Origin of the sequence: Nonomuraea sp. 10N515B (assembly GCF_052245915.1) — a bacterium.
GTDB lineage: Bacteria > Actinomycetota > Actinomycetes > Streptosporangiales > Streptosporangiaceae > Nonomuraea.
The window spans coordinates 68,045-81,549 of the sequence record NZ_JBQQBQ010000017.1; the positions used below are offsets into that span (position 1 = coordinate 68,045).

The following is a 13,505-nucleotide window of genomic DNA, read 5'->3' on the forward strand; positions in this document are numbered from 1 at the left end:
GCGGCCCGTGTCAGCCTGCCGGGTCGCCGGGGCGGACGATTCCTGACTCGTACGCGTACCGCACGACCTGGGCCCGATCGCGCAGGGAGAGCTTGGCCAGCAGGCGGTTGAGGTGGGTGCTCACGGTCGCCTCGGTGATGGACAGGGCATCGGCGACCTCGGAGTTGGACAGTCCGCCGGCCACCAGGCGCAGCACCTGCTCCTCCCGCGCCGTCAGCCCCGACAGCGGCGGCGACGGCGGCGTCACACGGCGGTAGGCGTCGACGACGCGTCCGGTCACGGCGGGGTCGAGCAGGATGTCCCCGCGGGCGGCACTGCGGATGGCGGCGAACAGGTGCTCCGGCGGCGACCCCTTGAGCAGGAAGCCACTCACTCCCGCGTGCAGGGAGAGGTCGAGGTTCTCGTCCGTGTCGTACATCGTCAGCATGATCACCCGTGGCGGGCCCGGTTCGGCCAGGATGCGGCGGGCCGCCTCCAGGCCGTCCAGCCGGGGCATCGCGATATCGAGCAGCACGACGTCGGGGCGGCGGCTCCGCGCCAGCTCCACCGCCCGCTCCCCGTCGGACGCCTCGCCGAGCACGGACAGGTCCGGCTGGGTCTCGATCATCAGCCGCAGCCCGGCTCTGATCATCGCCTGGTCGTCGGCGATCAGGATGCTTATCCGATGCGCCTCTGGCCGGTCTGAAGGATCAGAGCTGTTCACAGCGGCAGCACCACCCGTACGGCGAAGCCCCCTGAGGGGAGCGGCCCGGCGGTGAGCGTGCCGTGGAAGAGTGCGGCCCGCTCCCGCATGCCGATCAGCCCGTGCCCGCTCTCCCCCGCGGGCCCCTGTTGCGACGACCTATTCCGCGGCCCTTGATCGACGATCTCCAGCCGCAGCTCTCCGGGGTGATAAACGATGGTGACCGTCGCCCGTGTGGGGCCGGCGTGCTTGAGCGCGTTGGTCAGCGCCTCCTGGACGATCCGGTACGCCGACAGGTCGAGCCCCGCCGGCAGCGGCACCGGCTCCCCCCGCACGTCGAGCGTCACCTCCAGCCCCGCCGCACGGACCTGCTCCAGCAGGTCGGGCAGCCGGTCGAGACCGGCCCGCGGTGCCGGGCCGCCGCCCTCGGGTCCGCGCAACAGGCCGACAGCGCGCCGCAGCTCGGTCAGGGCCTCCCGGCCCGTCTCCTCGACCGAGGTGAGCAGCTGCCGCTCGGATTCCTGGTCTTCGCCCAGTCGCAGCCGTACGCCACCGCTCTGCATGGTCATCACGCTGACGCTGTGCGCGACGATGTCATGCAGCTCGCGGGCGATCCGGGCACGCTCCTCCGACACCGCCTCGCGGGCCAGGAGCTCCCCACGCTCGGCGGCCAGCACGGCGAGCACCCGGTGCCGGCGTACGGCGATGCCCGATCCGGCCGCCATCAAGGTCATCACGGAGAGCACGGCGAGGTCGCTCCACACGATCGGAGGATTGGTGAGAGCGACCAAGACGAACATGTACGCCCCGGTCACGACCAGACCGACGGCGGTCTTCACACTGCGATGGGGCACCTCCGACAGAAGCGTGAACAGCAGCACGAGCTGCGTGTACAACTGCCAGGCGGTGATGGCATCGCGCACCAGCGTGACCAGCACGCCGTTGACGGCCGAGTAGACGATCAGGATCGCGAGCGGGGCGCGCCGCCGGAACAGTACGCCGAGCGCCCCGACGACCCCGGCCGCCACCCACAGGAGAACGGATTCAGGCGAGGGCCCCAGCCGCTGGCTGACCTCCTCCGTGACCGCGAAAAGGGCCACGACCACCGCGAGGAGCCAGTCGATCAGGGTGGGGGGACGGCGGTGACGCATGAGGGGAGCGTAACGGCCGCCTCGAATGCATCGTTCCATGGCGAAATCCGCCTGGAGGGGGATGGCGGGTCAAAGGGCGCTTTGACGACAGGACGGCGAATCAATCCCTACGGTCGGGCGTGATGACCCCCACGAACAGGCCTCGCCCCGCTCCCTCGGCACCCGGGACGCGTGACCGACACGCAACGGAGGAACACCAGTGAACGTCAACCCCCACGAGCCCGTCGCGGTCCGGCACACCGCGAACCCATCGCGGACTCGAATGGCCGGACTGCTGCTGGCCGCAGGGGCCGCCTCTTGGGCGGCCGGCACCGTCATCGTCGGGGACAAGATCCAGGAAGGTATCCAGACCCTGGACACCATTACCGGGATGCTGTTCGTCGTGGGCCTGTTCGCCTTCGTCTGGACGGTGCTCGCCACCCGAGGCGTCGGCGACGGATGGGCCCGGATCATCCCGGTCGGGCTGCTGGTGCTGCTCCCCGGCGCCTTCCTGGTCAACGCGCTGTCGTTCGGCTACGCCACCTACGACGACCTCCCGCTGCCGCTGATGATCCTGGACGCCTGCTGGCCGCTCAGCCAGCTCGGCATGCTGGTCCTGGGCATTGCCATCGCGGTCAGGGGTCACTACCAGGACGCTCTGAGGTGGCTGCCGCTGCTGGCGGGCATGTGGTTCCCGGTGACCGTGGTCGCCCAGATCTTCGGTGGCCCGACCGTCTCGGTGTACGTCAGCGCGGCGTGGCTGCTCGGCATGCATGCCCATCTGGGCGTCCGTCTCGCCCTGCCCCGAGGGACCGAACCCGGCCATCACGCGTGATCCCGACCAGGCACGTCACGGGAGAAACTCCGGCTGGACGCACCGACCACGTTCGCTCGCGCTCTGGAGGAAGAGCTGGCGGAATGGTCGTTACGGACCGGGATCGCGGTCTCCCTCGCCCTCACCATGGCGGCCCACGGCCTGCGCCTGACGGTCAGCACGACGGCGGGTTGTCGAGCGAGGCATTCGAGCAGCGGTTGCGCGATCGGCGGGCCGACGTCGCCCGGCTGGGCGGCCGTCTCACCGTCAACGGCGTGCCGGGAGAGGCACCACAGTGGACGTGATCGTGCCTCGTGTCGGCGGCGCCGCCTAACCGGCGTGTACGACAGGAGGCCGACTTCCGTCGTAGGGTGCATCTCGCACGTGATGGACAGGAGGCTGAGGTGGCCGAGACAACGCCGACCGAGACGACGGTGGCCGAGGTGATGGCCGAGCTGGCCGAGCTCGATGACCCGAAGATCCGCGAGGTGAACGAGAGACACGGTGACGATCACGGCGTGAACCTCAGCAAGCTGCGCGCGCTCGCGAAGCGCCTGAAGACGCAGCAGGAGCTCGCGTCCCGGCTCTGGGCAACGAAGGACACCGCGGCGAGACTGCTCGCGATGCTGATCTGCCGCCCGAAGGCGTTCAAGCGTGACGAGTTGGACGTCATGGTGCGCGAGGCGCGCACGCCCAAGGTGCACGACTGGCTCGTGAACTACGTGGTGAAGAAGAGCCCGCACTCCGAAGAGCTGCGCCTGGCCTGGTCCGCCGATCCGGATCCAGTGGTCGCGAGCGCCGGCTGGGCACTGACCACCGAACGCGTGACGAAGAAGCCCGAGGGCCTCGACCTCGCAGGACTACTCGACGTCATCGAGGCGCAGATGAAAGACGCCCCGGATCGCCTGCAGTGGGCGATGAACAATTGCCTGGCTCAGATCGGGATCGACCACGCCGAGCACCGGGCCCGTGCCATCGACATCGGTGAGCGGCTGGAGGTGCTCAAGGACTATCCGACTTCCCCGGGCTGCACGTCTCCGTTCGCGCCCATCTGGATCAACGAAATGGTGCGCCGGCAGCACGATGAGACGGCGACTCCTTCGGGGAGTCGGCGGTAACAACGACGCGATCAACCCGATGATCATGATCAGTCCACAGATGAGGAACGGCCAGCCGTAGGGCGGCGTGCCCCCCAGTCGTCGAAGCTCGGGCACGCGCCGGACTACGCGAGCTCAGTGGTCTCGCGCCGATGGCAACCTTTTCCGATCTGGCGAGGTCCAAGGGCATATGGACCTCTCGCCGACTCTCATGCGTGCGGCGGGCCCGTACGCGATCATCGTGCTCGCGCTCAACCTCGCCGCCGTCGCCCAGTCCCGCGACAACCTCGACGGCGTCCAGGTCGACCATCCCGCCGGTCCGATTGTGGCGCTCGAGGAGTTCGGCCTGCAGCGCTCCTTGACCATCGCCGCGATCCAGCTGGCTTTCGCGATCTACCTCTTATGGGCCGCACGCCGACGTTCGCCGGGGGTCATGGCGCTCACCGGCCTGGTGACGGGGTTATACGAGATCGGCCTGCTGTGCCTTCACTGGTTCAACCCGATCGCCGCTTTCCCGATCCAGGGATTCGCCAGCCCGCCGTTCGTGGGGCTCGATCCGCCCTGGTATTACCCCGCGCTGAGCCTCGTCCTGTTGGCTGCCGCGGTCACCCAGTTGGTCGCGCTGGTCCTGGCTATACGTTCCAGCGACTGGCGGCTCGTCGGCCGGGGCTCCCTCCTGCTGCTCGGCCCGCTCCTGGCCGTCACCGCCTATGCGGTGCTCAATCTGGTGGCGATCCAACTGGCGACTGAGCCGAGGACTCCGACGGACATCTTCGGCTTGCCGTGGACCGAAAGCTCGCGCGACTCGCTGATTCGCCGGGCCGAGGAGACTACGGTCCTCTTGGGACGATGGCTGCTCCCTCTGACGTTGATCGCGCTGCCCCTCTCATGGCTGGGCTGGCGCATGCTGCGACGGGGGGTCACGTCGGCGATGATGGTGCCCACGTGCATGCTCAGCGTGCCGTATCTGGCGTTCCTGGGATTGTTCACCTGGCTCCAGCCGCTGTCGAACGAGATGAACTACGACGACCAGACCGGCTACATCGACCAGAGCCCCGCATGGCACCCGATCGCCCTCGTCGTCCTCTTGGTCATCGCGATCGCCGCGCAGGCCACAGGGCTGGCACGAACGTCGAAGAGCACGTGATGGTCTCGACGTCACCCGCCATCGACCACAATCCGCTATTCCGACTCGGCACGATGTCGGCCAGGGCTCCCAATGAGTAGCCTCGCACTTGGCGTCATCGCAGTGCCGCTGCGAAGTCAGGGCGGTTGGCGTTGGTGTAGGCGTGTTCGCGTTTGGACCATGCGATGATCTCTTCGGGGCTGGCCGGACCATGGCCGGAGTCGGTTAGGCGCTCTGCCCACCACCGGATGTTGCAGGACTGGCGGTCGAGGATCGCGTCAACAACGGCAGCGCGGCGCGCGCCAGTGAGTCCGTAAGCATCGACAAGGACCCGCACCTGGGCGGCTTGCGCAGCAGCCGGCGGCGCGGTGCTCTTGGAGGAGATGCACCACGTCCAGGCCATGTATCCGATGTCCTCGAGCGGATCACCAGGGGCGGCGGTGTCGAAGTCGATGAAGGCGACCGGTAACCCGGCGCGGAACACCGTGTTGTTCGGTCCGGGGTCGTGATGGCAGACGACCGGGTGCATTCCGTTGAGGCCACTACTGCGAGTGGCGTCGTGCAACGAGCGAAGAAGCACGCCGGCTGAAGCGACCTGGGTGTCGCTCCAGCGCCGGAACTTGGCTGGTACCCAACCGGGCAGATAGCTGAGAATGTCACGGTTGGCTGCGTCCCGTCCGAGATAGCGCGGTGCTCCCGGGAACCGGCATTGCTGAAGGTGCGTCAGCAGTTGAGCGACGAAGGCGGAGGAGTCGGTGGCGGGGCGTCGAACGGTATCAGCGACGCGGACGACACCCGAGGTGATGCGCCCTCCGGTCAGGGGAACTTCAGCCGGGACCTGTCGCATGGCGAGAGTCCTCCTCTTCGGCGCCTGGGCTGTGGGGGACGGTGTTGATGTCGATGATCATGGGGATCTCGATCAGCCGTGCCCGCTGGGCCGCCGCCCGCTGGCGGCCGGCGCAGAGGCGTGTTCCACGGACGGCCATGGCACGTACCTGGTTGGATCGACGCGTGGTCCATCCGCTGGCTCTAAAGAAGGAACTCACCCCCCGTTTCCACCTGCAAGGTCATGTCACGTGCAGTGTGGCGGCCATCAACCCCAGCGGGCTGATGCTGGAGGTCCATCACCGGTTCCTCGGGCTGTGGTTGCCACCTGGAGGTCATCTGGACCCTCGCGACGATTCGTTGCTTGACGCTGGCCTGAGGGAACTGTACGAGGAGACTGGTATTCGCCGCACCGATACCTCTCCGGCCTCGGCCGGCCCGGTCGAGGTGGTGCTGGGGGACGTCCCCGCTCGGCCCAGCCGAGGCGAGCCTGCACACTGGCACCTGGACTTCGCCTTCGCCGTCCACGTCGACGCTGCCCCGATGCTGCGGCCGGACACCAGCGAGATCCATGACATCCGGTGGACGCCTGGGCATGCGACGACGGCTGGGGTACGGCTGTCCAGCAGACTCGCGGCCCTACTCCCCCACTCCGATCCGGGCTGTGTGACAGCAGTCGGCGGCGCTGGGGCCGGTGGCGCGTAGGACCGCGTCAGCCACGAGCTGTACGAGTTCACCGACGGCCCGGTTGAGCCCGGCTCCTTCGCCCATAGGCAGGTCCTCCTCGGTGAGGGCTCCGTAGGCGTCGATGCGGACGGCTTTCATGTTCGGCGCCTGGCTGGGAGCTTTCGCCAGGTATGAAGCCGCTCCCGCTGTTTGACGGGCCTTCTCATCATGTCGGGCCTGTCAGGGTAGGCCGCTATCGTGCAGCCGTGACCGGCCCTACCCAGCGCCCCTTGCTCTTCCTCGATGTCGACGGACCGCTCATTCCCTTCGGCGCGGCACCGGAGCAGTATCCGAACGGGCACCCGACCTATCAAACGCCTCGGGACCCGCGAGGGGCAGGCTCGAATCCACTTCTGGCCAGGATCAATCCCGCGCACGGACCCCGTCTAACGGCACTACCGTGCGATCTGGTCTGGGCAACGACATGGATGGACGATGCGAACGAGTGCATCGCACCGCGGCTCGGCCTGCCGCGGTTGCCTGTGGTCATCTGGCCGCAGCCATCCGACGTCGACGAACAGGACGAGCGAGACGGGATCCACTGGAAGACCCGCCCTCTCGTCGACTGGGCATCAGGACGCTCGTTCGCCTGGGTCGACGATGAGATCACTGACATCGATCGAGCCTGGATATCCGCGCACCACCGAGGACATGCCCTGCTCCATCGTGTCGATCCCAGTCGGGGCCTCGGCGACGCCGACTACGCCGCCCTGAATGAGTGGTTGCACACGATGCGCGGAACCCCGTCGTCGCATGATGCAGCCTGAACTTCCCAAGCGGCAAGGCGCCTTGCACTCCGCACCACCTACGCTCCGCCCATGCGTAGCGTGTTCGTGTTCCCCGCAGGTGAGCGAGCTGAGACCGTCACCTCACTCGATCGGCACCTGCCCCAGCAGCGCGATCCGTGGACGCTGGCCGGCAACCTCTACATCAACATCGACGACGAGCAGACCGGCTGCCTCTTCTCCGACTGGGATCCCGACGCCGTGACAGTCCTCGAGGCGACCATGGACACCACCCCACCTGGGCAGTGCAGATCGACATCTCCGGGCGGATCGACGGCACGGCGGAGGTCCACCAAGTGGTCGCGATGCTGCTTGAGCACGGAGGCGTGGCCACTGACGACTACTCCGCCCACCCTTGGACTCTGCAGGAAAATCGAGTCCGGGGTCGTGATCGACGGTCTGCGTTTCTTCGACTTTCACACCTACCACGAACTCCACCGCGAGCACTGACGCACCGACTCGATCACCACTCAAGTGCAGGTTCAGAGAACCTGCCGCCCGCCTTCCTCAAGACTGCCGCTACCAGCCCACGCGGCTTCGCCTTTACTTTCGGATCACGGCCCACCGGCCTCATGGATGTATCCCGATTGAAGGTCCATCGTGGTGAAAGCAGGTATACGTACGGCAAAGTTTACACCGAAAGTTCAACGATACCGTTAAGGCTATGGACATCAAGGACACAGCCCGTCCGCTCGACGGCGCGGGCGTCTCAGCGTTCCTCCGGTCACTGCCCGCCCAGCCCCTGCTGCTCGGCCTGGGCGAGGCCAGGCACTTCGTGGGGGAACTGGGTGAGTTGCGCAACGAGATCTTCCGGCATCTGGTCGAGCACGAGGGCTACCGGTCGTTCGCCATCGAGAGCGACTGTCTCATGGGCCTCGTGGTGAACGACTACGTCACGACGGGCGCGGGCACGCTCGATGACGTCATGGAACGCGGCTTCAGCCACGGCTTCGGCACATCGCCGGCCAACCGCGAGCTCGTACGCTGGATGCGGGCGTACAACGAGGAGCATGACGAAAAGCTCCGGTTCTTCGGGTTCGACGGCCCTCTGGAGTATTGGGCGGCGAGCCCGCGCCAGGCGCTCACCGCCCTCTACGACCTCCTCGACGGCCCGCTCCCCTGGACCAGGGAAACCCTCGACACGCTGATGGGCCCGGACGACCGGTGGTCGAACGAGGCCACGGCCATGGATCCGTCCCAGTCGATCGGCCAGTCGGCCGAGGCCCAGCGGCTGCGACTGATCGCCGATGACCTGGTGGCGCTGCTCGACACGCAGGCGCCGCGGCTGAGCGCGGGGGACAGGGAACGGGCGGCACTGTACGGGCGCGCCGCCACCGGCCTGCTCCGCTACCACTACTGGATGGCCGACGCGTCCCCGGGACGGTGGACGCGGCTGTCGGCCCTGCGGGACGCGATGATGGCCGCCAACCTGTGTGCCGTCGCCGAGCACGGCCCGGCCCTGGTCTTCTCCAGCAACCTCCACCTGCAGCGGAACAAGAGCTTGATGCCGTTCGGCGACCAGCTGCTGGAGTGGTGGAGCGCGGGAGCGATCACCGCGACGCACCTGGGCGACCGGTACGCCTTCCTGGCCTCAGCCCTCGGCACGGTCGGCGACAACGCCCCGCCCCCGGACACCGTCGAGGGCATCCTGTCCACGCTCCCGTGGGACCGCTCTCTCATCGACGCCCGCCGCCTGGCCGGGGCCATCACGAAGCCCGCCCCGCGCATCTCCCCCGATTTCGCCTATTTCCCGCTGGACCCGGCCCAGCTCGACATGATCGACGGCATCGTCTTCCTCAAGCAGGCTGTCGAGCTGAAAAAGCTGGGTTGACAGCACATGGCTGTCGGTCTGGCCTGACCATCGGGGCGGCGGTGGTGCCGTCGCACTACTTCGCGATCGCCTCGCGGACGGACGGGACGACCTCCTGGGCCCAGCGGGCCAGGAGGGTGAGGTCAGGGGCGCCGTGGCCGGCGGAGAAGAGGGTGAAGCCCGAGGCGCCATGCTCCAGCACGGCGCCGGTCAGCTCCTCGACCCACTGGTCGACGGAGCCGCCGAGCCAGCGGCCGTCATGGTCGCGGGTGGCGGGCAGGGGCCGGTCGGTGATGCGTCCTGGGAAGTTGAAGATCGTACGGATCTCGCCCGGGTCGCGGCCGACCGACGCCGCCGCCTCGTCGATGATCGGCCGCGAGGTACGGTAGCGCTCGCTGAGCCAGTCGGCCGCGTGGCCGGGGATCCAGCCGTCGGCCACCCGGCCGGTGGCGGCAAGGGATTTCGGGCCGACCGATCCGGTCCACACGGGAGGCGCGGCGACGGGAGCGGGCTCGATCTGGTGGACCTGGTAGTGGTTGCCCTGGTAGGTGACCGGAGGGCCGCCGCCCGACAGCAGCTTGACCAGGACGATCGCCTCCTCGAAGGCGTCCACGGCGTCGCCGGGCGTCAGCCGGGGCACTCCCATGTCGGCGATGCGATCCCACAACCCGCCCGCACCCATGCCGAGCACGATCCGGCCGTCCGACAGCGCCGACAGCGACGTCACCGTTCGTGCCAGCATGGGCGCGGGCCGGGTCGGCAGGTTGGTGACGTTGGCGAACCCGGCGATGTGTTGCGTACGCCCCAGGATGAAGCCGAGTGCGGCGTAGGCGTCCAGGCGCTCACCGATGTAGGGATGGTCTGACAAGGTGAAGATGTCCAGCCCGTCCCGGTCAGCCTGCTGGGTCATGCGCAACAGCTCGGGTATGTCGTCAATGCCGGAATGCGCGCCAAAACCGAAGACGACGTTATGTGCGGACAATGTTCTGCCTTTCCGTGCAAATGGAGATGTTCACCAGGCGTACGCTTCCGTGCTCGTGCACACGGTCCATGATTGCGTGGCCGTCCTGTTCGGGGTTGCCGTCCCGACGTTCATCGTGCCCAGGACGAGCCGGCACGCGGCTGGGCCGCTGCGGCCCAGCCGCGTGTAGCCCCTGTCAGGCGGCGCCGAACTGCTCGGTGAAGCGGCCGGTGAACAGGTCCGCCCCCTTGTACGCCGAGACGGTCTCGGCCGGGACGACGGCGGGGCCGTCGGGGGTCGGCAACTGGCCGACACCCCCACGCGGGCCGAGGGGCAGCAGGATCATCGGGTGGGGCAGCGGCTGGTAGGTGGCCCCCGGCTGCTCCCCGCGCAGCTGGGCGATGATGTTCTGGGCCACGACCTCGGCGTGCTGCATCGCGTACCCGGCCATCTTGGCCTCGGCGACGTCGGTGATGTCGCCGATGGCGTAGACGTGCTCGTGAACGGCGTCGTGCCCGTGGACGTTGAGGGTTTCGGTGACGGGAACCTGTCCCTGCGGCGTCCGAGTCGTCAGCCGGCCGTCGGCGAGGTAGTCGCTGTTGACGTGCACGCCGTGCGCGCGGAACCAGATGTCGGCGGTGATCTCCTCCCCGCCGGTCGTGGTGACGGTGAAGGTCGCCGCCTGGCCGGGCCCGGTCGCCGGAGGCGCGGTCAGGCCGGTGCCCAGCCGCAGGTGGATGTCCTGCTCGTCGAGCTGGCGGCGCAGCTCCTCGCGCATCTCCGCGGGGAAGGCGGCCAGCAGTTGCTCGGCGGGGTCGATGACGGTCACGTGCTTGTGCGGCCAGACTTCCTTGATCTCGCCGGCCAGTTCCAGGCCGACCGGCCCGGCGCCGAGGATCAGCACCCGCTCGGCGCCGGCCAGCTCCTTGTGGGTACGGAGCAGGTCGTCCAGGACCTCGTCTGCGGAGTCGGCGGCCGGCTTGGCGGGGTAGGCGTAGCTGGAGCCGGTGGCCAGGACCAGGTAGTCGGCCTCCACCCGCCGGCCCGAGGCCAGGTGACGCCGCCGGGGTCCACCGAGACCGCGCGGTCGCGGACCACCGTGCCACGCCTGAGCCACTGGTCGTAGGGGAAGAACATGTTGTGCGCCCAGTCGGGCTGGGTCAGCGCCCGCAGGGAGCCGGCCGAGTTGATGAACGCGTCACGGGGGTCGATGAGGACGACGTCGGCCTCGGCGTCCAGCGCCTGGGCGACCGCAGAACCACCGTAACCTCCGCCGATGACCACGACTGTACGACTCATGATTTACGCTCCAACACAAAAAGGGCTGCAGTTCGTGTCACGAACCATATTAGTTCGTAGTACGAACCGCAACTCCTTCTTGGGTTCAGCGTATGGAATCCGGCTCCATGAAGACGGAAGGAACCTTGTTGTCCGTCACGACGCGGCTGAGCAGGGCGGCGAGCGTGTCGCGCTCCGCCGGCGCGAACCCTGAGGTCAGTTCATCGATGCGGCGGCAGGTCTCGGTGTAGAACGCGTCGGCGAGCTTGGCGCCCTGCTTGGTGAGCGCCACCCTCACCGCGCGGGAGTCTTGCGGGTCGGGTTGGCGTTGGACCAGGCCGTTGCGCTCGCTGCGGTCCACCATGCCGGTCAGGCTCGATTTGGCCAGGCCGAGCATCGCACCCAGCTCGCTCATCCCGTACGGCTGGGCCATCAAGACGCACAACAACTGGCCCTGCTGCTGGGTGAGGCCGTACTCGCGGGCGGAATCTGCGTACACGGCATTCACCAGGAACGTTGACCGTACCAGCGCGGCCACCGTCCCCATCTGGCCGTCAACATGCTTGCTCACTGCCCCAGGGTAACAAATTCGTGGAACGAACTACTGCTCGGTTGACCAGTTGGTGGCAGCGATGACGTCGCGTGCGATGTCGGCAACGGAGCGGCCGTCGGTGGGGATCCGCACTACCCACGAGGGCGCGTTGCTCTCCAGGTGCCGGGCCATGCGGGCGCTGCGGGTCAGGTGCGCGTCCAGCTGGCTGCCGATCTCGCGGGCACCGAGGCGGTGTCGGGCGGTTGCGTCGTCAGCGGTCAGGAGTATTGAGGTGATGCGGGGCGTGCCACCCATGGCACGGGCGATGAGGTCGGACTCCAGAACGGAAACGGTGTTGGTGTAGATCAGTCTGCGGTATCCCAGCGCGGCGTAGTTGTGCCAGAGGGCGGCGAGGTTGGCCTCGGTCATGTGGGTGCGGTGCGGGTCGCCGGGTGGGGCAGGGAACGCCTGGTCCAGGTTGTCGCCCTCGATGAGGCAGTGGGCGACGTGAGCAGCCTGCAGTTGCGCGGAGATCTCCCATCCGACCGTGCTCTTGCCGACCCCGGCACGACCTCCGATGAGCAGCGCTTCGAACAGGGCGACGTCATGCAAAGACGGTCTCCATGTGGTCAGAGGATCGATGGCGCTACGGAGTCACGTAGTGGTGGAGCAGGGCGGGCTCACCGGCTGCGTTGACCCAGTCAGCGCGGCTGCTGCCAACCCTGCGCCAGCCGGACCGTTCGTAGAAGGCGATGGCCGCAGTGCCCTCAGAGGAAACCTCCAGCTTCAGCGGCCCCCGCACAGCGGCGCGGACGGAGTCGAGCAGTTGAGCGGCCAGACCACGCCCACGTGCTGCCGGGGTCACGAACAGGCGGACGATCTCGGCGTCTCGGGTAAGACCCACGTGGCCAAGTACGGTGCCTCGCTCGACCGCTATCCAGGCCGATGCCAGGTCGGCCGGCGTCAGCCAACCCCAAGGATCGTCCGGCCAGTCCACGGGATAGCGGTCAGCGGCCTGGACCTGGGCGAGTGCTTCAACGCATGCTTTCCTGTCCTCGGGGTTTCTGAGGCGGATCTTCATGCAGGCAAGCGTAGAGCCCTGCTCCGTGTCGAGAGATGTCGAGAGAGATATGGTTCGCCGCCCGGCACTGATCCGCAGGGTGGAAGATCCTGGGTGAACTGGTGGCCGGACCGATCAGGTTTCGAGAAGCACCGGTCACCGAGCCGCAGCTAACGTGACGGCATGGACATCACCATTCACACGACCGTCCTCCCGCACGACGACCCGGACGCTTCCCTGGCCTTCTACCGCGACACCCTCGGCTTCGAAGTTCGCACCGATGTCGGACACGGCAAGATGCGCTGGATCACCGTCGGCCCTGTCGGCCAGCCCGGCACGTCCATCCTCCTGGCGCCGCCCGCCGCCGACCCCGGCATCACCGACGACGAGCGCCGCACCATCACCGAGATGATGGCCAAGGGCACCTACGGCTGGATCCTGCTGGCCACCCGAGACCTCGACGACACCTTCGAGAAGCTGCAGGCCCGCGACGCCGAGGTCGTCCAGGAGCCGACGGAGCAGCCGTACGGGGTTCGCGACTGCGCCTTCCGCGATCCCGCGGGCAACCTGGTCCGCATCCAGGAGGTTCGCTGAGCCGTTCACTGGGGGCGGCAGCGAGCCAGACCACTGGGCTCGCTTCGCCGACATCGAGCAGTTTCCCAGCTCGACCGGCTCGTCG

18 protein-coding genes are annotated in these 13,505 nt (G+C 67.9%); 8 read left to right on the plus strand and 10 right to left on the minus strand.

Features of this window, described 5'->3' with window-relative positions; genetic code table 11:
• Positions 1–10: 10 nt before the first annotated feature.
• Positions 11–703, minus strand: coding sequence for a response regulator (locus ACTWQA_RS25790; protein ID WP_443161662.1), 693 nt, complete (start codon positions 701–703; stop codon positions 11–13).
• Positions 700–1,833 carry a sensor histidine kinase gene (locus ACTWQA_RS25795; protein WP_443161663.1) on the minus strand — a complete coding sequence of 378 codons (1,134 nt, stop codon included), beginning with the start codon at positions 1,831–1,833 and terminating at the stop codon, positions 700–702. The genes ACTWQA_RS25790 and ACTWQA_RS25795 overlap by 4 nt, the downstream gene beginning before the upstream one ends.
• A gap of 199 nt (positions 1,834–2,032) precedes the next feature.
• Between ACTWQA_RS25795 and ACTWQA_RS25800 the strand changes: the two genes are divergently transcribed.
• The 3 genes from ACTWQA_RS25800 (at position 2,033) to ACTWQA_RS25810 (ending at position 4,870) form a co-directional block, all read left to right on the plus strand.
• Positions 2,033–2,647 carry a hypothetical protein gene (locus tag ACTWQA_RS25800; protein WP_443161664.1) on the plus strand — a complete coding sequence of 205 codons (615 nt, stop codon included), beginning with the start codon at positions 2,033–2,035 and terminating at the stop codon, positions 2,645–2,647.
• A gap of 425 nt (positions 2,648–3,072) precedes the next feature.
• Positions 3,073–3,744: a DNA alkylation repair protein gene (locus tag ACTWQA_RS25805; protein ID WP_443161764.1), complete on the plus strand. Its 672-nt coding sequence runs from the start codon at positions 3,073–3,075 to the stop codon at positions 3,742–3,744.
• Between the two features lie 169 nt (positions 3,745–3,913).
• A complete protein-coding gene (locus ACTWQA_RS25810) occupies positions 3,914–4,870 on the plus strand; it encodes a hypothetical protein (protein ID WP_443161665.1) in 957 nt (318 codons plus the stop codon).
• A 94-nt stretch (positions 4,871–4,964) separates the two neighbouring features.
• On the opposite strand, the gene ACTWQA_RS25815 is transcribed toward ACTWQA_RS25810, so the two are convergent.
• Together ACTWQA_RS25815 and ACTWQA_RS25820 are read right to left on the minus strand one after the other, a co-directional pair.
• On the minus strand, positions 4,965–5,696 hold the full coding sequence (locus tag ACTWQA_RS25815; RefSeq protein ID WP_443161666.1) for an aminoglycoside phosphotransferase family protein: 732 nt from the start codon (positions 5,694–5,696) through the stop codon (positions 4,965–4,967).
• Positions 5,677–5,835 carry a hypothetical protein gene (locus ACTWQA_RS25820; protein WP_443161667.1) on the minus strand — a complete coding sequence of 53 codons (159 nt, stop codon included), beginning with the start codon at positions 5,833–5,835 and terminating at the stop codon, positions 5,677–5,679. The genes ACTWQA_RS25815 and ACTWQA_RS25820 overlap by 20 nt, the downstream gene beginning before the upstream one ends.
• Between ACTWQA_RS25820 and ACTWQA_RS25825 the strand changes: the two genes are divergently transcribed.
• Positions 5,834–6,379, plus strand: a complete 546-nt coding sequence (locus ACTWQA_RS25825; RefSeq protein ID WP_443161668.1) for an NUDIX hydrolase — start codon at positions 5,834–5,836, stop codon at positions 6,377–6,379. The genes ACTWQA_RS25820 and ACTWQA_RS25825 overlap by 2 nt on opposite strands.
• Here ACTWQA_RS25825 and ACTWQA_RS25830 read toward each other — a convergent pair.
• Positions 6,314–6,499 (minus strand): hypothetical protein, encoded by a 186-nt coding sequence (locus ACTWQA_RS25830; protein WP_443161770.1) that lies wholly within the window; start codon positions 6,497–6,499, stop codon positions 6,314–6,316. The genes ACTWQA_RS25825 and ACTWQA_RS25830 overlap by 66 nt on opposite strands.
• Positions 6,500–6,606: 107 nt before the next feature.
• On the opposite strand from ACTWQA_RS25830, the gene ACTWQA_RS25835 reads away from it, so the two are divergent.
• The 3 genes from ACTWQA_RS25835 to ACTWQA_RS25845 all read left to right on the plus strand — a co-directional run bounded on the left by ACTWQA_RS25835 (position 6,607) and on the right by ACTWQA_RS25845 (position 9,016).
• The gene (locus ACTWQA_RS25835) at positions 6,607–7,167 is read left to right on the plus strand and encodes an HAD domain-containing protein (protein ID WP_443161669.1); all 561 of its coding nucleotides are present in this window, start codon (positions 6,607–6,609) and stop codon (positions 7,165–7,167) included.
• Positions 7,168–7,218: 51 nt separating this feature from the next.
• Positions 7,219–7,635, plus strand: a complete 417-nt coding sequence (locus ACTWQA_RS25840; protein ID WP_443161670.1) for a hypothetical protein — start codon at positions 7,219–7,221, stop codon at positions 7,633–7,635.
• Positions 7,636–7,849: 214 nt separating this feature from the next.
• Positions 7,850–9,016 carry an erythromycin esterase family protein gene (locus ACTWQA_RS25845; RefSeq protein WP_443161671.1) on the plus strand — a complete coding sequence of 389 codons (1,167 nt, stop codon included), beginning with the start codon at positions 7,850–7,852 and terminating at the stop codon, positions 9,014–9,016.
• 55 nt (positions 9,017–9,071) lie between these two features.
• On the opposite strand, the gene ACTWQA_RS25850 is transcribed toward ACTWQA_RS25845, so the two are convergent.
• From ACTWQA_RS25850 to ACTWQA_RS25870, 5 genes are all read right to left on the minus strand, one after another.
• Entirely contained in the window at positions 9,072–9,977 is a 906-nt protein-coding gene (locus ACTWQA_RS25850) for an LLM class flavin-dependent oxidoreductase (RefSeq protein WP_443161672.1), read from the minus strand.
• 175 nt (positions 9,978–10,152) lie between these two features.
• Positions 10,153–11,073 (minus strand): NAD(P)/FAD-dependent oxidoreductase, encoded by a 921-nt coding sequence (locus ACTWQA_RS25855; RefSeq protein ID WP_443161673.1) that lies wholly within the window; start codon positions 11,071–11,073, stop codon positions 10,153–10,155.
• A 267-nt stretch (positions 11,074–11,340) separates the two neighbouring features.
• On the minus strand, positions 11,341–11,805 hold the full coding sequence (locus ACTWQA_RS25860; RefSeq protein WP_443161674.1) for a MarR family winged helix-turn-helix transcriptional regulator: 465 nt from the start codon (positions 11,803–11,805) through the stop codon (positions 11,341–11,343).
• A 30-nt stretch (positions 11,806–11,835) separates the two neighbouring features.
• Positions 11,836–12,378, minus strand: coding sequence for a hypothetical protein (locus ACTWQA_RS25865; protein WP_443161675.1), 543 nt, complete (start codon positions 12,376–12,378; stop codon positions 11,836–11,838).
• Between the two features lie 34 nt (positions 12,379–12,412).
• On the minus strand, positions 12,413–12,847 hold the full coding sequence (locus ACTWQA_RS25870) for a GNAT family N-acetyltransferase (protein WP_443161676.1): 435 nt from the start codon (positions 12,845–12,847) through the stop codon (positions 12,413–12,415).
• 162 nt (positions 12,848–13,009) lie between these two features.
• On the opposite strand from ACTWQA_RS25870, the gene ACTWQA_RS25875 reads away from it, so the two are divergent.
• Positions 13,010–13,420 carry a VOC family protein gene (locus tag ACTWQA_RS25875; protein WP_305919394.1) on the plus strand — a complete coding sequence of 137 codons (411 nt, stop codon included), beginning with the start codon at positions 13,010–13,012 and terminating at the stop codon, positions 13,418–13,420.
• Positions 13,421–13,505: the final 85 nt, after the last annotated feature.

Bases quoted from the DNA above. Each gene is read 5' to 3' on its own strand.
- ACTWQA_RS25795 (WP_443161663.1), bottom strand. From the start codon at position 1,833: ATGCGTCACCGCCGTCCCCCCACCCTGATCGACTGGCTCCTCGCGGTG.
- ACTWQA_RS25805 (WP_443161764.1), top strand. From the start codon at position 3,073: ATGGCCGAGCTGGCCGAGCTCGATGACCCGAAGATCCGCGAGGTGAAC.
- ACTWQA_RS25810 (WP_443161665.1), top strand. From the start codon at position 3,914: ATGGACCTCTCGCCGACTCTCATGCGTGCGGCGGGCCCGTACGCGATC.
- ACTWQA_RS25815 (WP_443161666.1), bottom strand. From the start codon at position 5,696: ATGCGACAGGTCCCGGCTGAAGTTCCCCTGACCGGAGGGCGCATCACC.
- ACTWQA_RS25825 (WP_443161668.1), top strand. From the start codon at position 5,834: ATGGCACGTACCTGGTTGGATCGACGCGTGGTCCATCCGCTGGCTCTA.
- ACTWQA_RS25820 (WP_443161667.1), bottom strand. From the start codon at position 5,835: ATGGCCGTCCGTGGAACACGCCTCTGCGCCGGCCGCCAGCGGGCGGCG.
- ACTWQA_RS25830 (WP_443161770.1), bottom strand. From the start codon at position 6,499: ATGAAAGCCGTCCGCATCGACGCCTACGGAGCCCTCACCGAGGAGGAC.
- ACTWQA_RS25840 (WP_443161670.1), top strand. From the start codon at position 7,219: ATGCGTAGCGTGTTCGTGTTCCCCGCAGGTGAGCGAGCTGAGACCGTC.
- ACTWQA_RS25845 (WP_443161671.1), top strand. From the start codon at position 7,850: ATGGACATCAAGGACACAGCCCGTCCGCTCGACGGCGCGGGCGTCTCA.
- ACTWQA_RS25870 (WP_443161676.1), bottom strand. From the start codon at position 12,847: ATGAAGATCCGCCTCAGAAACCCCGAGGACAGGAAAGCATGCGTTGAA.
- ACTWQA_RS25875 (WP_305919394.1), top strand. From the start codon at position 13,010: ATGGACATCACCATTCACACGACCGTCCTCCCGCACGACGACCCGGAC.